This is a genomic window from Enterobacter cloacae complex sp. CARB60 (assembly GCF_036487345.1).
GTDB lineage: Bacteria > Pseudomonadota > Gammaproteobacteria > Enterobacterales > Enterobacteriaceae > Enterobacter > Enterobacter asburiae_D.
The window spans coordinates 316,226-331,214 of record NZ_JAZKLC010000002.1 but is presented as its reverse complement, the minus strand read 5'-3'; the positions used below and the strand labels follow the sequence as shown (position 1 = coordinate 331,214).

General features: G+C 55.6%; 15 protein-coding genes. 9 read left to right on the top strand and 6 right to left on the bottom strand.

What is annotated here, in order from left to right; all coding sequences use genetic code 11:
- Window positions 1–31: 31 nt before the first annotated feature.
- The 6 genes from rng to csrD all read right to left on the bottom strand — a co-directional run bounded on the left by rng (window position 32) and on the right by csrD (window position 6,926).
- Complete coding sequence (rng, locus tag V4835_RS02610) at window positions 32–1,501, bottom strand: ribonuclease G (protein ID WP_331411130.1); 1,470 nt, start codon at window positions 1,499–1,501, stop codon at window positions 32–34.
- Window positions 1,491–2,084, bottom strand: a complete 594-nt coding sequence (locus V4835_RS02605) for a Maf family protein (RefSeq protein ID WP_331411129.1) — start codon at window positions 2,082–2,084, stop codon at window positions 1,491–1,493. The genes rng and V4835_RS02605 overlap by 11 nt, the downstream gene beginning before the upstream one ends.
- 9 nt (window positions 2,085–2,093) lie before the next feature.
- Complete coding sequence (gene mreD / locus V4835_RS02600; protein WP_023309399.1) at window positions 2,094–2,582, bottom strand: rod shape-determining protein MreD; 489 nt, start codon at window positions 2,580–2,582, stop codon at window positions 2,094–2,096.
- Entirely contained in the window at window positions 2,582–3,598 is a 1,017-nt protein-coding gene (gene mreC, locus V4835_RS02595) for a rod shape-determining protein MreC (protein WP_023309400.1), read from the bottom strand. The genes mreD and mreC overlap by 1 nt, the downstream gene beginning before the upstream one ends.
- Window positions 3,599–3,660: 62 nt before the next feature.
- Complete coding sequence (mreB, locus tag V4835_RS02590; protein ID WP_000913396.1) at window positions 3,661–4,704, bottom strand: rod shape-determining protein MreB; 1,044 nt, start codon at window positions 4,702–4,704, stop codon at window positions 3,661–3,663.
- A gap of 281 nt (window positions 4,705–4,985) precedes the next feature.
- Entirely contained in the window at window positions 4,986–6,926 is a 1,941-nt protein-coding gene (gene csrD, locus V4835_RS02585) for an RNase E specificity factor CsrD (RefSeq protein WP_331411128.1), read from the bottom strand.
- Between the two features lie 182 nt (window positions 6,927–7,108).
- Between csrD and acuI the strand changes: the two genes are divergently transcribed.
- The 9 genes from acuI (at window position 7,109) to prmA (ending at window position 14,977) form a co-directional block, all read left to right on the top strand.
- Window positions 7,109–8,083: an acrylyl-CoA reductase (NADPH) gene (acuI, locus tag V4835_RS02580; protein ID WP_063143605.1), complete on the top strand. Its 975-nt coding sequence runs from the start codon at window positions 7,109–7,111 to the stop codon at window positions 8,081–8,083.
- 77 nt (window positions 8,084–8,160) lie between these two features.
- Window positions 8,161–9,162 carry a protein-methionine-sulfoxide reductase catalytic subunit MsrP gene (gene msrP, locus V4835_RS02575; protein WP_063143606.1) on the top strand — a complete coding sequence of 334 codons (1,002 nt, stop codon included), beginning with the start codon at window positions 8,161–8,163 and terminating at the stop codon, window positions 9,160–9,162.
- Complete coding sequence (gene msrQ / locus V4835_RS02570) at window positions 9,163–9,762, top strand: protein-methionine-sulfoxide reductase heme-binding subunit MsrQ (protein ID WP_213328838.1); 600 nt, start codon at window positions 9,163–9,165, stop codon at window positions 9,760–9,762. It abuts the gene before it with no gap.
- Between the two features lie 234 nt (window positions 9,763–9,996).
- Complete coding sequence (gene aroQ / locus V4835_RS02565; RefSeq protein ID WP_063143608.1) at window positions 9,997–10,449, top strand: type II 3-dehydroquinate dehydratase; 453 nt, start codon at window positions 9,997–9,999, stop codon at window positions 10,447–10,449.
- A 21-nt stretch (window positions 10,450–10,470) separates the two neighbouring features.
- Window positions 10,471–10,932, top strand: coding sequence for an acetyl-CoA carboxylase biotin carboxyl carrier protein (accB, locus tag V4835_RS02560; RefSeq protein ID WP_010436174.1), 462 nt, complete (start codon window positions 10,471–10,473; stop codon window positions 10,930–10,932).
- A 10-nt stretch (window positions 10,933–10,942) separates the two neighbouring features.
- The gene (gene accC / locus V4835_RS02555; protein WP_010436177.1) at window positions 10,943–12,292 is read left to right on the top strand and encodes an acetyl-CoA carboxylase biotin carboxylase subunit; all 1,350 of its coding nucleotides are present in this window, start codon (window positions 10,943–10,945) and stop codon (window positions 12,290–12,292) included.
- Between the two features lie 108 nt (window positions 12,293–12,400).
- Window positions 12,401–12,643 carry a YhdT family protein gene (locus V4835_RS02550; RefSeq protein WP_063143609.1) on the top strand — a complete coding sequence of 81 codons (243 nt, stop codon included), beginning with the start codon at window positions 12,401–12,403 and terminating at the stop codon, window positions 12,641–12,643.
- Window positions 12,633–14,084, top strand: a complete 1,452-nt coding sequence (panF, locus tag V4835_RS02545) for a sodium/pantothenate symporter (RefSeq protein WP_032650448.1) — start codon at window positions 12,633–12,635, stop codon at window positions 14,082–14,084. The genes V4835_RS02550 and panF overlap by 11 nt, the downstream gene beginning before the upstream one ends.
- Before the next feature lie 11 nt (window positions 14,085–14,095).
- Complete coding sequence (gene prmA, locus V4835_RS02540) at window positions 14,096–14,977, top strand: 50S ribosomal protein L11 methyltransferase (RefSeq protein WP_331411127.1); 882 nt, start codon at window positions 14,096–14,098, stop codon at window positions 14,975–14,977.
- Window positions 14,978–14,989: the final 12 nt, after the last annotated feature.

Sequence of the window (14,989 nt, the reverse complement as noted above, 5' to 3'; positions counted from 1 at the left end):
TGTCAGCTTTCGTCACGCAGCGTACTGCGTCTTACATCATCACGACGTCAAACTGCTCCTGGTTATAGAGCGGTTCAATTTGTACTTTTACCTGTTTGCCGACAAAGATTTCCACTTCCGCCAGCGCGTGCGACTCTTCGCCTTTCAGCGCTTCAGCCACCGCAGGGGAAGCATAGACCAGAAAACGATCGGAGTCGTAGGCATGATGAACACGGACGATTTCACGCATAATTTCGTAGCAGACGGTCTCAACCGTCTTTACCGTTCCGCGTCCATGGCAGGTTGGGCATTCATTACACAGCACATGCTCAACGCTTTCACGGGTGCGCTTACGCGTCATTTCCACCAGCCCCAGCTGTGAGAAGCCGTTGATGCTGGTTTTCACGCGATCTTTACTCAGCGCCTGCTCAAGCGAGTGCAGCACGCGGCGACGATGGTCTTCATTACTCATATCGATGAAGTCGATGATGATAATGCCGCCCAGATTGCGCAGACGAAGCTGGCGCGCAATCGCCTGCGTGGCTTCGATGTTGGTGTTGAAGATGGTGTCATCCAGGTTGCGATGGCCGACAAACGCGCCGGTGTTAATATCGACGGTGGTCATCGCTTCGGTCTGATCGATGATCAGATACCCGCCCGACTTCAGCTCGACCTTACGCTCCAGCGCACGCTGGATCTCGTTTTCGACATCATAGAGATCGAAGATTGGCTGACGTCCTGAATAATGCTCCAGCAGGCTAGGCATCTCCGGGATGTACTCGGCGGTAAATTCCAGCAGTGCTTCATAGGTCAGGCGTGAGTCCACGCGAATGCGGTCGAGCTGCGCATCAGCAAAGTCACGCAGTACGCGCTGAGCAAGCGCCAGCTCACCGTAGAGCTGGTAGCGGGTCTGGTTGCGTTTTTTACGCTCCATCACTTTGGTCCAGACGCGCTTCAGGTAAGCCGCATCCGACGCCAGATCTTCTTCGCTGATCCCTTCCGCAGCGGTACGGATGATAAAGCCACCCTGCTCATCGCAGTAGGCGCTGACCACTTTCTTCAGACGCTCGCGCTCGGTTTCGCTCTCAATACGCTGCGAAACGCCCACGTGCGACGCGCCTGGCATAAAGACCAGATAGCGGGAAGGTAAGGTGATGTCGGTGGTCAAACGGGCGCCTTTGGTGCCGAGGGGATCTTTCACCACCTGCACCATCAGATCCTGTCCCTGACGTACCAGCTCAGAAATATCGCGCACGGCAAACTGCTTTTGCTCTTCGCCCGCGACGCACTCGGTGTGCGGCATGATATCGGAGGCATGTAAAAACGCCGCCTTATCCAGTCCAATATCTACAAAAGCCGCCTGCATACCCGGTAGTACACGACTGACACGACCTTTGTAGATATTGCCTACTATTCCGCGCCGCGCTTCACGCTCAATATGAATTTCCTGAAGAATGCCACCATCAATATAGGCCACACGGGTTTCCGATGGCGTTACGTTTACCAACAATTCAGCCGTCATAATTATCCCTTCCCTCACGCAGTGAGTTAAAATTGCTCAGCAACTCATACGTTTCCACCAGCGGTAAGCCGACTACGGCGTGATAGCTGCCATTAATCTTCCTGACAAAACAGCCACCCAGCCCCTGAATACCGTATGCACCTGCTTTATCCATTGGTTCACCGCTGGCAATATAAGCGGCAATCTCGTCGTCGGTAAGTACTCTGAACGTCACATCCGTCACCACCAGGCAATCCAGCACGTGCTGGCTGTCAGCCAGCGCGACGGCCGTCATCACCTGATGCGTATGTCCGGACATTTTGCGCAGCATGCGCGCCGCATGATCGGCGTCGCGCGGTTTCTCAAGTACTTCACCGTTCAGAATAACGATGGTATCTGCTCCCAGCACGGGAAGATCGCGTGGCACACGCGCCACGCCCGCCTGCGCTTTCTCGCGCGCCAGGCGAGACACGTACTGTTGAGCGCTTTCGCCCTCAGCACGTTTTTCTTCAATGCCGGTCACGATGCGTTCAAAAGAGACCCCTAGCTGCGTCAGGAGTTCCTGACGGCGCGGGGAGCCGGAAGCGAGATACAAAGACGTCATAGAAACCTTTTATTGCACAGCAAACTGCTGGCGAACCTTACGCATCAGCAGGAATAACCATGGCCAGAGCACACCGTTTACTACACTACTCCAGAACACTTCCGGTCGGAAAGAGACGTTGATCACTAAAAACTCTGCCCAGAAAACAACGATATCCGCAGCGAGCGACAATAGCATCACCACCAGGGCCTGTTGCCAGAGCGCAAGGTTACGAAAGAGCTGGAATTTAAGTGCGACGAGGTACGCAATAATGCTCATGGACAAGGCGCGCACGCCAAGCGTAGAGCCGCTAATGAGATCCAGTATGGCACCCATCACGAAACCTGTGCCGACATTTACGCGATGCGGCAGGGCAAGGATCCAGTAGAGTAAAATGAGCAATACCCAGTTTGGCCGGAAAACGAGAATGTCATCCGGCCAGGGCATCACTTGCAGTAACAGTGCAATGAGAAACGAGAGCCAGATGACCCAGCGTCCCTGGCTACGATAGCTTGCCACTACTGCCCTCCCGAAGAGAGTTTAGGCGGTGGCGGCGCATCCGGCAGCGGCTGCGTTAACCCGGTTGCCGGCGCCGGTACTGGCGCAGGCGGCCCCATGGAATCCGCAGGCGGGAGAACCTGCGGCATCATCTGCATCAGGCGCTCATTTGCTACGCGATGCACCTCTTCAGGCGTCATCGGATTAGCACCGTTACGATCGGCGCCCCACAGCAGCAGCAGATAGCGCAGACGCTGCAAACCGGCGGTTGGACGCGCCTGAATCACGGTATAGGCACGCTGAGTATCCAGCTTCACCGAAGAGACCACCGCAACCGGATAGCCTTCAGGGAAGCGTCCACCCAGACCGGACGTCACCAGAACGTCGCCCACGCGGATATCCGTGTTAGCCGGCAGGTGTTCCAGCTGCAGGTCGTCCGTACAGCCGTTACCGGCCGCAATCACGCGGATGTCGTTGCGCAGAACCTGAATCGGCAGCGCATGCGTGGCATCGCAAATCAGCAGCACGCGGCTGGTCAGTTTGGCCACGGCAACAACCTGGCCCACGACGCCTTTATCACTGATAACAGGCTGACCTTCATACACCCCGTTCACGCTCCCTTTGTCGATCACAACCTGATCGCTGTAGGGGTCGTTCACGGTGGAGATTACCTGCGTGACCATTTTCTGCTCATCCTGACGCAGCGGCGAGCCGAGCAGTTCACGCAGACGCGCGTTTTCCTGCTTGTATTGCCCCAGCATCAGCAGTTCGCTGTTTTTCAGCAGCAGTTCCTGACGTAATGCCCGGTTTTCGAGTTCGAGTTGGTCGCGCGAAGACAGCGTTTGAGAAACGGAGTCGAGCAGTTCACGGGGACCATTTGAAACAAAGTAGAAAGGACTGACGGCTGTATCCATGTACGTTCTGATCTGGCTGAACGTACCGAGGCGGCTATCGGCAATAATGACCCCAAGCGCAACCAGAACCGCCAGGATGAGGCGAAACTGTAGCGATGGGCCACGGCTAAAAATTGGCTTCATAGGCTATGCGTATTCTCGCGTCAGAGAGAAAGGGTAGCAAATTGCTACCCTCTCAAACTCGACTACTCTTCGCTGAACAAATCGCCGCCGTGCATGTCGATCATTTCCAGCGCCTTGCCACCACCACGGGCGACGCAAGTCAGTGGATCTTCTGCAACTACGACAGGAATACCTGTCTCTTCCATTAACAGGCGGTCGAGGTTACGCAGCAGCGCACCACCACCGGTCAGAACCATACCGCGCTCGGAGATATCGGACGCCAGCTCAGGTGGACACTGTTCCAGCGCAACCATTACCGCGCTCACGATGCCCGTGAGTGGTTCCTGCAGTGCTTCCAGAATTTCGTTGGAGTTCAGGGTAAAACCGCGTGGAACGCCTTCCGCCAGGTTACGGCCACGCACTTCGATCTCGCGCACTTCATCGCCCGGATACGCAGAGCCGATTTCGTGTTTGATACGCTCTGCGGTGGCTTCACCGATCAGAGAGCCGTAGTTACGGCGCACATAATTAATGATGGCTTCATCGAAGCGGTCACCACCGATACGTACGGAAGAGGAGTACACCACGCCGTTCAGAGAGATAACGGCCACTTCAGTGGTACCACCACCGATATCCACCACCATAGAACCGGTAGCTTCGGAAACAGGCAGGCCAGCACCGATGGCCGCAGCCATTGGCTCTTCAATCAGGAACACTTCACGTGCGCCTGCACCCTGGGCAGATTCACGGATTGCGCGACGTTCTACCTGGGTTGCGCCAACCGGCACACACACCAGAACACGCGGGCTTGGACGCATGAAGCTGTTGCTGTGAACCTGCTTGATGAAGTGCTGAAGCATTTTTTCAGTCACGAAGAAGTCGGCGATAACGCCGTCTTTCATTGGGCGAATGGCGGCGATGTTGCCAGGGGTACGACCCAGCATCTGCTTCGCGTCATGACCCACAGCGGCCACGCTTTTCGGCGAGCCCGCACGATCCTGACGAATGGCCACAACGGAAGGCTCATTCAATACGATGCCTTGTCCTTTTACATAAATAAGGGTATTCGCGGTACCCAGGTCAATGGACAGGTCATTGGAAAACATGCCACGAAATTTTTTCAACATACTAAGGGATAATCCTGAAAGCTGGGGCGGAAAACAAAATCCGCTTACTTTACCAACCACACGCAGCAGCGACAAGGCGCAAAAATCATCTGCAACGGTGAAAATTTGTGCAGTACGTTTCCTGATGTTACAAACTATCCCCTGACTCCCTCAGGGCTGAGTAAACAGTAGCGTTCCCCACTGACGTTTGTAACCCGTTACAGGTCGTTCACTGGCTTTTTGCTCGACATACTCAAAGCTACAGGCGCGATATTCTACGTGAAAACAGCGTAAACGGCAGGTCAAACCGAGTATCTTTGCAAATATTTTTTCACGTTGGTGTCAAGCGGTTGAGAGGCAGCAAAAAAATCCCCCTGACCACCCATCACACCGCGCTCTGTTAACATCTGCCATTCGCTTCTGGAGCGCACGCCCGCAGCAAATACTTGTGTTCGCGTTCCCTTGCATGCTTCAACCAGACTCTGTACCAGCAGCTGGTTTTCCGTACGCTTCTCAATATTCCTTACCAGCCCCGGATGTAGCTTTAATAACTCCACATCCAGCTCCTTGATCCAGTTGGTACTGACCAGCGTTAAACCTGCCTGCGTCACCGCTACACGCGCACCAAGCGCATTGATCAAACGTACCACCGGACGTAACCGGCTGATGTGTTGACCTACGTCGGCCTCAGCAAGTTCAAAAATAATGTGTTTGCGTTGCGATTTTTCGCATTGCATTAATGTATCACGTAGCCAGCGCTGAAAACGTGGGCGTATTAACGACTCCACGGTGACCTGTAACGCCAGGTTTTCTTCAGGCCAGAAGGATAAAAACGGAATCAGCCGGGTAATTTGCTGGCGGTCATACTCTTCGGACAGGCCAAATTGCAGCACCATCGGCAGATATTCCGCAGAAATAACCTCTTCCGCGCCGTCAAAAATACGACACATCAGTTCACGGTGATGAACGTTGCCGTTTTTCATGACCGCGGGTTTTTGATAAATACGCGGCCCGCCGCGGCTGAGCATTTGCTCAATCAGCGTTCGCCAGCGCACGTTGCCGCGCCCTTTTTCCGGCAGCGAGTCATCATAAACCGCCCACCCGTTCGCCCCCTGCAACACGGCGTTGCGGGTAGCGGCTTCCGCATGTTCCATCACCTGTTCTGTGGATTGTCCGCCGCGCCAGGCGCAGATCCCCATGTGGACCATATCGTCCCTGTCGAGCATTTTGCTCTGCGGCAGCGCATCCACCGCCTTCAGCAGCTGGCTGGCGATGCTTTCCGATTCCTTCAGCGTACGGTGAGGCAACAACACGGCAAAGTCACTGCGGTGATAGCGGGCCAGCAGCGCGCCCGGGTAGCGCATAATAAAGGTGGAGAGCAGGTTGATCAGCGTAAAGAGGTTTTCTTCCGCGACCCGCTGTCCCCAGGTGTCGCGCAGGAGATCGAAATCGGGCAGGCGAATCATCATCACTACCCCGTGTGTCCCCACTTTTTCTGAATCGTCGAGCAGCGTGGCGAGCTGATTATCAAAGAAAAGACGGTTGTTAAGGCCGGTTTTATTATCCTGCGCCGCATAAGAGCGGATCAGCGTATCCATACGGCTGCGCTGGTCGCTGGCAAACTGGATTTCGGAGAGCAGGGTATCCAGCGCGCTGCTGGCGCGCGACGGCCACTCGTGGACGGAGCCACGCACCTGCGGGCCACGTTCACCGTTAAGGATCCGTACAGAGCGCATCTCCAGCAGCTCCTGACCGGAGAGCTGGCGGCGCAGCCAGCGGACCGCGAGAATGATCAGCAGGACGATAAACGCAACGGCGACGGTGAGCGGCGCGGTGGTCATCATGGAACGGAAATAGCTCGCCATCGGATCGAGGTAGACCATGCGTATGGTCATCCCCGGATTTTTAAGGGAGTGTACCGTCACTTCCCGATACTGGCTCACCACGCCCGCGGGCAAATAACTTCCCGACCGTTCGTGGCTTAAAACACGATGCTTTCCCTGCTGAATGTCGATCTGAACAATATCAACAGGTACCATCAACTCATCGAGCTCGCGGGACAGCGCCGGCAGCGGCGTCGTCAGCAGACGCGTATCAATCACCGAGGCAACAGACTGTACCCGGTTGACCAGCTTGTCCTGAATGGCGTTGTAAAAGCTCAGGGAGCAGCCCAGAAGGGTGACAAAAATGGTAAGCCCCGTCAGCAAGGTGATAAAAGCCGAGAACTTCGTCGTTAATCGCATCCTTGAGATTACTCCGTGGGTTGATGGGGTAGCGAGTAAGCGCTAACTTGCATTTCAAATGCGGCATACTACCAAATCGGGCGTATCTGGCAATTTATTGCGTTAAATCGGCACTGCGTTTCCCTGAGCGAGTATAGTCTTCAGAAATTATTTTCCAATCATCTGAGTCGAGAGGACCCCGTATGCAGGCTTTGATCTTAGAACAGCAGGATGGCAAAACGCTTGCCTCAGTGCAGGCGGTAGAAGAGAGTCGCCTGCCGGAAGGCGAAGTAACCGTCGACATCGACTGGTCCAGTTTAAATTATAAAGATGCGCTGGCGATTACCGGTAAGGGTAAAATCATCCGAAATTTCCCTATGGTGCCAGGTATTGATTTCGCTGGCCGGGTTCATACCAGCGAAGATCCGCGTTTCCACGCGGGCCAGCAGGTGCTGCTTACCGGCTGGGGCGTAGGTGAAAATCACTGGGGCGGGCTGGCAACGCAGGCGCGCGTGAAGGGCGAGTGGCTGGTGCCAATGCCGAAAGGTATGGATGGCCGCAAGGCGATGATCGTCGGCACGGCAGGCTTTACCGCCATGCTGTGCGTGATGGCGCTGGAAGATGCGGGTATTCGCCCTGAGTCGGGTGAAATTGTCGTCACCGGCGCCAGCGGCGGCGTGGGCAGCACGGCAGTCGCGCTGCTGCACAAGCTGGGCTATCAGGTCGCTGCGGTTTCCGGCCGTGAAAGTACCCATGACTATCTGCGCCAGCTCGGCGCCAGCCGCATTCTCAGCCGCGACGAATTTGCCGAAACCCGTCCGCTGGAAAAACAGGTTTGGGCAGGGGCGGTGGATACCGTCGGAGACAAAGTGCTGGCAAAAGTCCTGGCGCAGATGAACTACGGCGGCTGCGTGGCAGCCTGCGGTCTGGCGGGCGGATTTGCCCTGCCAACCACCGTGATGCCATTTATTCTGCGTAACGTACGCCTGCAGGGTGTGGATTCTGTGATGACCCCGCCTTCCCGTCGCCATGAAGCCTGGGAACGGCTGGTACGCGATCTGCCTGAATCTTTCTATACCCAGAGCGCAACGGAGATAACCCTCAGCCAGGCGCCGGAATACGCCAGTAAGATCATGGACAACCAGTTCCACGGTCGTGCGCTGGTAAAAATCGCCTAATCTTCAAATTTTCGTGACATATTCGCGCGAATCCCTCTCCTCCGTCATGCTTAGAAAAACGCATGACGGAGGATGCCATGAAAAACCGAAAACTGACGGAAGCCGACGTAACGTCCGAGTCTGTCTTTATGCTACAGCGCCGCCAGATCCTAAAAATGCTTGGCATCAGCGCCACTGCCCTGACGCTCTCTCCGGCGGCACACGCCGACCTGCTCGACTGGTTTAAAGGCAACGATCGGCCGAAGGCCCCTTCCGGTGCCCCGCTCACCTTTACGAAACCCGCCCAATGGCAAAACAAACTGACGCTCACGCCGGAAGATAAAGTCACCGGCTACAACAACTTCTACGAATTTGGTCTCGATAAGGCCGATCCTGCCGCGAACGCGGGAAGCCTCAAAACCGATCCGTGGACGCTGAAGATTGATGGCGAAGTGGCGAAACCCCTGACGCTGGACCACCACGATCTCACCACCCGTTTCCCGCTCGAAGAACGTATCTATCGCATGCGCTGCGTGGAAGCGTGGTCGATGGTGGTGCCGTGGATCGGCTTCCCGCTGCATAAACTGCTGGCGATGGTTGAGCCCACCAGCAACGCAAAATATGTCGCTTTCCAGACGCGCTATGCGCCGGACGAGATGCCCGGGCAGAAAGATCGGTTTATCGGCGGCGGGCTTGAGTATCCGTATGTGGAAGGGCTACGCCTCGATGAAGCGATGCACCCCCTTACCCTGCTGACCGTCGGCGTTTATGGCAAAGCGCTTCCGCCGCAGAACGGTGCCCCCATCCGTTTAACCGTACCGTGGAAATATGGTTTCAAAGGGATTAAATCTATCGTCAGCATTAAGCTTACCCGCGAGCGTCCGCCAACCACCTGGAATCTGGCGGCCCCGGACGAATACGGCTTCTTCGCCAACGTGAACCCGCACGTGGATCATCCGCGCTGGTCGCAGGCAACCGAGCGGTTTATTGGTTCCGGCGGTGCGCTGGACGTGAAGCGCCAGCCGACGCTGCTGTTTAACGGCTATGCGGATGAAGTGGCCTCGCTTTACCGTGGTCTCAATTTACGGGAGAACTTCTGAGTGCGTTTAACGGCAAAACAGATTACCTGGCTGAAAGTGCTGCTGCATCTGGCCGGGCTGCTTCCTTTTATATGGCTGTTCTGGGCCGCCAGCCAGGGGCTCTTTAGCGCAGACCCGGCGAAGGATATCCAGCATTTTACCGGTCGGATGGCTCTGAAATTTTTGCTGGCCACCTTGCTCGTCTCGCCGCTGGCGCGCTACGCTAAACAGCCATTATTGATACGTACCCGTCGGCTGTTAGGGCTATGGTGTTTTGCCTGGGCGACGCTGCATCTCACCAGCTATGCCCTGCTGGAGCTGGGAATTAACAATCTGGCGCTGCTTGGCCGCGAACTGGTGACGCGTCCTTATCTGACGCTGGGTATCGTGAGCTGGGTGGTTTTACTGGCGTTAGCGCTGACATCCACGCAATATGCGCAGCGAAAACTGGGCAGGCGCTGGCAGCTGCTGCACAACTTCGTCTATCTTGTCGCGATCCTCGCCCCCATTCATTACCTGTGGTCGGTGAAGATCCTCTCCCCGCAGCCGGTCCTTTATGCGCTGGCGGCCGTGGCGCTTTTAGCATGGCGTTACAAGAAGTTCCGCCAGTGGTGGCGATAGTTCGCGAAACTGTGCGTTTTCCCGCAGATTCCCCGTCAACCGCAAATCTTTTTCGGATAGCGGTTGATAATCTTCCCTGATAAGACCAGTATTTAGCTGCTAAATGCTACGAAATCGTTATAATGTGCGACCTTGGTTCGCCTGACAGCGGTTTTAAGCCTCTGAAAAGGTGACATTTGCGCTTCGAAGGTATATTTTGTTTTTTACCCGAAAATCGCAGGAGATAGCGGCATAATGACTGATAAGTTCCATATCTTAGTTTTGAACGGACCGAACCTGAACATGCTCGGCACCCGTGAGCCAGAGAAGTACGGCACGCTAACATTGGGTGAAATTGTTAACCGTCTGGGAACGGAAGCAGCGTCACTGAATGTGGATTTGGATCATTTTCAGTCGAATGCGGAGTACGCACTCATCGACCGTATTCATCAGGCTAAAGACACTGTGGACTATATCCTGATCAATCCGGCCGCGTTTACGCACACCAGTGTTGCTATCCGCGACGCACTGCTCGCGGTGAGTATCCCGTTTATCGAGATCCACCTGAGTAATGTGCACGCCCGAGAGCCGTTCCGCCACCACTCATATCTGTCAGATATCGCTGCTGGCGTTATTTGTGGACTGGGCGCCGACGGCTATTCATACGCTTTACAGACAGCGGTAAAACGCTTGTCACAATCACACTAAACAAGAGTACGGAACCCACTCATGGATATTCGTAAGATTAAAAAACTGATCGAGCTGGTTGAAGAATCAGGCATCTCCGAACTGGAAATTTCTGAAGGCGAAGAGTCTGTACGCATCAGCCGTGCAGCCCCAGCCGCTAGCTTCCCGGTAATGCAGCAAGCTTATGCTGCGCCAGTGCAGCAGCCTGCGCTCTCCGCAGCCGTTGCGCCAGCAGCTGAAGCCGCACCTGCCGCTGCAGCAGAAATCAGTGGTCACATCGTACGTTCCCCAATGGTTGGTACTTTCTACCGCACCCCGAGCCCGGACGCGAAGGCGTTCATCGAAGTGGGTCAGAAAGTCAACGTAGGCGATACCCTGTGCATCGTTGAAGCGATGAAAATGATGAACCAGATCGAAGCAGACAAATCAGGTACTGTGAAAGCGATTCTGGTCGAAAGTGGTCAGCCGGTTGAATTTGACGAGCCGCTGGTCGTCATCGAGTAACGAGGCGTACATGCTGGATAAAATTGTTATCGCCAACCGCGGCGAGATCGCACTGCGTATTCTTCGTGCCTGTAAAGAGCTGGGCATCAAGACCGTTGCTGTGCACTCAAGCGCGGATCGCGATTTAAAACACGTATTGCTGGCGGATGAGACGGTCTGTATTGGCCCGGCTCCGTCCGTAAAAAGCTATCTGAACATCCCGGCTATCATCAGCGCCGCTGAAATCACCGGCGCGGTGGCAATTCATCCGGGTTACGGCTTCCTCTCTGAGAACGCCAACTTTGCTGAGCAGGTTGAACGCTCTGGCTTCATCTTCATCGGCCCGAAAGCCGACACCATCCGCCTGATGGGCGACAAAGTGTCTGCAATCACCGCGATGAAAAAAGCCGGTGTTCCAACCGTACCAGGCTCTGACGGCCCTCTGACCGACGACATGGATGCTAACCGTGCTCATGCTAAACGCATTGGCTACCCGGTTATCATCAAGGCGTCCGGCGGCGGCGGCGGTCGCGGTATGCGCGTTGTGCGTAGCGATGCTGAACTGGCGCAGTCCATCTCCATGACCAAAGCAGAAGCGAAAGCCGCTTTCAGCAATGACATGGTGTACATGGAAAAATACCTGGAAAACCCACGCCACATCGAAATTCAGGTGCTGGCTGACGGTCAGGGTAACGCGATCTATCTGGCAGAACGTGACTGCTCCATGCAGCGTCGTCACCAGAAAGTGGTCGAAGAAGCGCCAGCACCGGGCATTACCCCAGAGCTGCGTCGCTACATCGGCGAGCGTTGCTCCAAAGCGTGTGTCGATATCGGCTATCGCGGTGCAGGTACCTTCGAGTTCCTGTTCGAAAACGGCGAGTTCTACTTCATTGAGATGAACACCCGTATTCAGGTTGAACACCCGGTTACCGAAATGATCACCGGCGTTGACCTGATCAAAGAACAGCTGCGTATCGCTGCAGGCCAGCCGCTGTCCATCAAGCAGGAAGAAGTTGTGGTGAAAGGCCATGCGGTAGAATGCCGTATTAACGCCGAAGACCCGAACACCTTCCTGCCAAGCCCGGGTAAAATCACGCGTTTCCACGCGCCGGGTGGCTTTGGCGTGCGTTGGGAATCTCATATCTACGCCGGTTACACCGTACCGCCGTACTATGACTCAATGATCGGCAAGCTTATCTGCTACGGCGAAAACCGTGACGTGGCGATTGCCCGCATGAAGAACGCCCTGCAGGAGCTGATCATCGACGGTATTAAAACCAACGTTGATCTGCAGATGCGCATTATGAGCGACGAGCACTTCCAGAATGGTGGAACCAACATCCACTATCTGGAGAAAAAACTCGGTCTGCACGAGAAGTAATACAGCATCTTTGCGAAAAGGCCGGATTATCCGGCCTTTTTTATTTCTGGGGCCTGGAAAGCCTCATCATGTACAATCCCCGCTTTCTTCATCCACAAGGGACAAAAAATGGACAAACGTTTTGTTCAGGCCCATAAAGAAGCGCGCTGGGCGCTGTGGCTGACCCTTCTCTATCTCGCCGCATGGTTAGTGACTGCTTACTTACCAGACTCAACCACAGGCATAACCGGCCTGCCGCACTGGTTTGAAATGGCATGTCTGTTAGTACCGCTGATTTTCATTCTGCTCAGCTGGCTGATGGTGCGCTTTATCTTCCGGGATTTCCCGCTGGAGGACAGTGATGCAAACTGAAATCATCACCGTGCTGGTTGTCTATTTGATCGTGGTATTTGGTCTCTCTTTCTATGCCATGCGCAAACGCAGCACCGGATCGTTTCTGAGCGAATATTTCCTCGGCAGCCGTTCGATGGGCGGGTTTGTGCTGGCGATGACGCTGACCGCCACCTACGTGAGCGCCAGTTCGTTCATCGGCGGGCCGGGAGCCGCATATAAATACGGCCTGGGCTGGGTATTGCTGGCCATGATTCAGGTGCCCACAATCTGGCTGTCGCTGGGCATTCTGGGCAAAAAATTTGCCATTCTCGCCCGTCGCTATAACGCCATTACGCTGAACGACATGCTGCAGGCACGCTATCAGAGCCGTGCGGTGGTCTGGATTGCCAGTATCAGCCTGATTGTCGCCTTCGTTGGCGCCATTGCCGTTCAGTTTATTGGCGGCGCACGCCTGCTGGAAACGGCTGCGGGTATCAAGTACGAGACCGGGTTGCTCATCTTCGGGATCACGATTGCGCTGTACACCGCGTTTGGCGGTTTCCGCGCCAGCGTGCTGAACGACACCATGCAGGGCATGGTGATGCTGATAGGCACCCTTGTGCTGCTGGTTGGCGTCATCTATGCGGCCGGCGGGTTACACAATGCGGTGCAAACGCTGGAACAGATTGATCCTAAGCTGGTCAGCCCTCATGGTGCTGACGATATCCTGACGCCCGCGTTTATGACCTCCTTCTGGGTGCTGGTTTGCTTTGGGGTTATCGGTCTGCCGCACACCGCCGTGCGCTGTATCTCCTATAAAGACAGCAAAGCCGTTCACCGCGGGATTGTGATTGGTACCGTCGTTGTCGCCCTTCTTATGCTGGGCATGCATCTGGCGGGCGCGCTGGGACGGGCCGTATTACCTCACCTGACCGTGCCGGATCAGGTGATCCCTACGCTGATGGTGCAGGTTCTGCCGCCGTGGGCCGCCGGGCTGTTCCTTGCTGCACCGATGGCGGCAATCATGTCCAACGTTAACGCGCACCTGCTTCAGGCTTCCGCCACCATCATCAAAGATCTGTGGCTTAGCGCGCGTCCGGCTAAAATGCATAATGAGCAGAAGCTGAAACGCATCTCAACCTGGACCACGCTGGTGCTCGGCATTCTGATGATGCTCGCCGCCTGGCGTCCGCCGGAGATGATCATCTGGCTGAACCTGCTGGCATTTGGTGGGCTTGAGGCGGTATTCCTGTGGCCGCTGGTGTTAGGGCTTTACTGGGAACGCGCAAACGCGGCGGGCGCGCTGAGCGGCATGATCGTCGGCGGTGTGCTGTATGCCGTCCTCGCAACGTTTAAGATTCAGTACCTGGGCTTCCATCCAATTGTGCCTTCGTTACTGCTAAGTTTACTGGCGTTTGTGGTGGGGAACCGTTTCGGTCAGCCCGTCCCACAGCCCGCTATGATTTCTACTGATAAATAAAGAGTTTTGCCATGCCGTGGATCCAACTAAAACTGAACACAACCGGCGCTAACGCCGAGGAACTGAGCGATGCGCTGATGGAGGCCGGTTCGGTCTCCATCACCTTCCAGGACACGCATGACACGCCGGTCTTTGAGCCGCTGCCGGGCGAAACCCGCCTGTGGGGTGATACCGACGTTATTGGCCTGTTTGATGCCGAAACCGATATGAAAGAGGTTGTCGCGACTCTGGAGAATCATCCTCTGCTGGGCGCGGGCTTTGTGCACAAAATCGAACAGCTGGAAGACAAAGACTGGGAACGCGAGTGGATGGATAACTTCCACCCGATGCAGTTCGGCAAACGTCTGTGGATCTGCCCAAGCTGGCGCGACGTCCCGGACGAGAATGCGGTCAACGTGATGCTCGACCCGGGTCTGGCGTTTGGTACCGGCACTCACCCAACCACGTCCCTGTGCCTGCAGTGGCTGGATGGTCTGGATCTGGACGGTAAGACAGTGATCGACTTCGGCTGTGGATCCGGGATCCTCGCGATTGCAGCCCTGAAACTGGGCGCGGCAAAAGCCATCGGGATCGATATCGATCCGCAGGCAATTCAGGCCAGCCGCGATAATGCCGAGCGTAACGGCGTCTCCGATCGTCTGGAGCTGTATCTGCCGGATGCTCAGCCAGACGCCATGAAAGCCGATGTGGTGGTCGCAAACATTCTGGCGGGCCCACTGCGCGAGCTGGCCCCGTTAATCAGCGTGCTGCCCGTTGAGGGCGGTCTGCTGGGGCTTTCCGGTATCCTGGCGAGCCAGGCCGACAGCGTGTGTGAAGCCTACGCGGATCTCTTTGCCCTCGACCCTGTGGTGGAGAAAGAAGAGTGGTGCCGCATCACCGGCCGTAAAAAATAAGCATTTGGCGTG

Coding starts and splice junctions, on each gene's coding strand:
- rng (WP_331411130.1), bottom strand. CDS start 1,501: ATGACGGCTGAATTGTTGGTAAACGTAACGCCATCGGAAACCCGTGTG.
- V4835_RS02605 (WP_331411129.1), bottom strand. CDS start 2,084: ATGACGTCTTTGTATCTCGCTTCCGGCTCCCCGCGCCGTCAGGAACTC.
- mreC (WP_023309400.1), bottom strand. CDS start 3,598: ATGAAGCCAATTTTTAGCCGTGGCCCATCGCTACAGTTTCGCCTCATC.
- mreB (WP_000913396.1), bottom strand. CDS start 4,704: ATGTTGAAAAAATTTCGTGGCATGTTTTCCAATGACCTGTCCATTGAC.
- csrD (WP_331411128.1), bottom strand. CDS start 6,926: ATGCGATTAACGACGAAGTTCTCGGCTTTTATCACCTTGCTGACGGGG.
- acuI (WP_063143605.1), top strand. CDS start 7,109: ATGCAGGCTTTGATCTTAGAACAGCAGGATGGCAAAACGCTTGCCTCA.
- msrP (WP_063143606.1), top strand. CDS start 8,161: ATGAAAAACCGAAAACTGACGGAAGCCGACGTAACGTCCGAGTCTGTC.
- aroQ (WP_063143608.1), top strand. CDS start 9,997: ATGACTGATAAGTTCCATATCTTAGTTTTGAACGGACCGAACCTGAAC.
- accB (WP_010436174.1), top strand. CDS start 10,471: ATGGATATTCGTAAGATTAAAAAACTGATCGAGCTGGTTGAAGAATCA.
- accC (WP_010436177.1), top strand. CDS start 10,943: ATGCTGGATAAAATTGTTATCGCCAACCGCGGCGAGATCGCACTGCGT.
- V4835_RS02550 (WP_063143609.1), top strand. CDS start 12,401: ATGGACAAACGTTTTGTTCAGGCCCATAAAGAAGCGCGCTGGGCGCTG.
- panF (WP_032650448.1), top strand. CDS start 12,633: ATGCAAACTGAAATCATCACCGTGCTGGTTGTCTATTTGATCGTGGTA.
- prmA (WP_331411127.1), top strand. CDS start 14,096: ATGCCGTGGATCCAACTAAAACTGAACACAACCGGCGCTAACGCCGAG.